Source organism: Candidatus Agathobaculum pullicola (assembly GCF_052117205.1).
In the GTDB taxonomy this organism is placed as follows: domain Bacteria; phylum Bacillota; class Clostridia; order Oscillospirales; family Butyricicoccaceae; genus Agathobaculum; species Agathobaculum pullicola.
The window spans coordinates 1-2298 of the sequence record NZ_JBQKJP010000088.1; the positions used below are offsets into that span (position 1 = coordinate 1).

A 2298-nucleotide genomic window follows, 5' to 3' on the forward strand; every position below is an offset into this window, starting at 1 on the left:
CCGACCCGTCCTTTCAAGCAGTCCCGTATAATCTCGATCTTTTTCTCTATGCTAAGTTTCTGTTTTTGTGGCATAACAATGCTCCCTCCATGATTGACAGTGTTTTATTTCACTGTCTCTCATAAAGGGAGCATATCACTTCGCAGACAACAAGCCCTTTTGGTTGCTTGAACGATTTTATCTTATAAAAATTATCTAACTTTTTAGAAGCCTTTACCCGCAGACTACCAATGGATCACTTTTCTGCTTTAGGATCGGTAATCACTTCTTTGAACGAAGTCGCCAAGCCGGCAAGTGCCTGAATTTCACTGGGAATAATTATTTTTGTGGACTTTCCATCCGCTGCAGCACTGAACGCCTCCAGCGATTTCAGCTTGATAACCTGCTCAGTCGGAGCTGCATCATTCAGCATTGCGATAGAATCGGCCAACGCCTTTTGTACGGTCAGCAGTGCTTCCGCCTCACCTTCCGCCTCCTTGATCTTCGCCAGACGATTCGCTTCCGCAGCAAGAACCGTTGCTTCCTTTTCACCTTCTGCCACCAGAATCGCGGACTGCTTTTTGCCTTCCGCAACCAGAATAGATTCGCGGCGCTCACGCTCTGCTTTCATCTGCTTTTCCATGGATTCCTGAATTGCAGCCGGCGGAATGATGTTTTTCAATTCCACACGATTTACCTTAATACCCCAGGCATCCGTCGCTTCATCCAAAATAGCACGCATTTTGGTGTTGATAATATCACGGCTGGTTAGCGTCTGATCCAACTCCAAATCACCGATAATATTTCGAAGCGTTGTAGCCGTCAAATTTTCGATCGCGGCCATCGGGCTTTCAATACCGTAAGTGAACAATTTGGGGTCGGTAATCTGAAAATATACCACTGTATCAATCTGCATTGTGACATTATCTTTCGTAATAACCGGCTGCGGAGGAAAATCCACTACCTGCTCTTTCAAAGTTACCCTACGGGCAACTCGCTCGAAAAGCGGTACCTTGACATGCAGACCAGTATTCCATGTGCACTTGTATGTCCCCAGACGCTCTACAATATACGCCTTTGCCTGTGGTACAATGACGATATTGCTTGCCAGAAATGCAATCAAAAGAATGGCTAAGACAATCCAAAGTCCATAAATTAAAAACGGCATACTATTCTCCTTTACTCTACAAAAATTTCATCCTACCCTTTGCACCATGGCTTTCACACCACGGATTGCAACCACTTTCACTGTCACGCCTTTCTCAATGACAGAATCGTCGATACTGCGCGCTGTCCAGATTGACCCCAAAATTTTGACTGCGCCAGTTTCGTGGACATTGTCAATCTGTTCTGTAACAATCGCAGTTTCACCAATGATGCGGTCTGCATTGGTTGGCTCATTCTTTGTTTTTAAAAATTTCCGGCAAAACGGGCGAACCAACGCAAGCAATGCCGCAGAAAATAAAACAAAAATAATCAGTTGAGAGGAGACCTCCAACGAAAGGCTGGCTGCAATCAATGCAGCAACACCGCCCACAGCAAACCATATGGCAGATAAATCCAATGTAAAAGCCTCTACAGCAACACATATGATGATGACAGCCATCCAGACATACAGGCTGTTAATTCCAAACAGCATCTGGTGATCCCTCCATTGCAATAAATCTAAATACGAAAGCCGAGGCTCGCTATAGTGGAAATATGAATAGCCGCGTTGGCATCGATATTTCCCAAAAGCATGATCGCCGTCACGCAGCCTTTAAAGCGATAGTGGTCTCGCCCTTTTTGAGACGCAGACACACCGTCAGCCAACTAAGCAAGTTGACATCTGCGCTCACCCCCGGCACATGGCTGCGGTTCACGATGTGCGTCGGTTATGCCCTCCAAAACTATGGTTACTTTTTCCCGCACTGATGTCCTTATCAATAGCCGGAATCGACATCCTTCCGCAAACAAACTCCTGCATATCTATATACGCCTCGGCAACTACCTAACGGGACGCGATAGAACCATCTAATACCATGCTAAACATTGTTGCATCCGAGCGCTGTTTCAATTTTACAGCACTCCGCGATCAGATTTTATACGCCCATTCTATGCACTAAGAAAACTTAAAAGCCATACGTGACTTTTATTGGGAGGTCTTTGAAACAGTATAGCATGAACCAATAAAAATGTACAGTAAAACTATGATTTCCAAATACTCATCTTGTAGGAGTACAATACATCTTGGACAGTTGAATAAAAAAGGGATGAAGGATAAGGCCTCATCGGTTAAAGTTGAGTTGCTACACTTAACTTGACGAGAGGGGGCCATAT

At 44.9% G+C, this 2298-nt stretch carries 2 protein-coding genes; both read right to left on the reverse strand.

Annotated elements, in window-relative coordinates; translation table 11 throughout:
* Positions 1 to 235 precede the first annotated feature (235 nt).
* Entirely contained in the window at positions 236 to 1147 is a 912-nt protein-coding gene (locus ACTQ3V_RS15405; protein WP_441468269.1) for an SPFH domain-containing protein, read from the reverse strand.
* Positions 1148 to 1174: 27 nt separating this feature from the next.
* Positions 1175 to 1618 (reverse strand): NfeD family protein, encoded by a 444-nt coding sequence (locus tag ACTQ3V_RS15410; protein ID WP_441468270.1) that lies wholly within the window; start codon positions 1616 to 1618, stop codon positions 1175 to 1177.
* Positions 1619 to 2298 lie beyond the last annotated feature (680 nt).

Excerpts from the sequence above, each read along its gene's own strand:
- ACTQ3V_RS15405 (WP_441468269.1), bottom strand. The coding sequence starts at position 1,147 with ATGCCGTTTTTAATTTATGGACTTTGGATTGTCTTAGCCATTCTTTTG.
- ACTQ3V_RS15410 (WP_441468270.1), bottom strand. The coding sequence starts at position 1,618 with ATGCTGTTTGGAATTAACAGCCTGTATGTCTGGATGGCTGTCATCATC.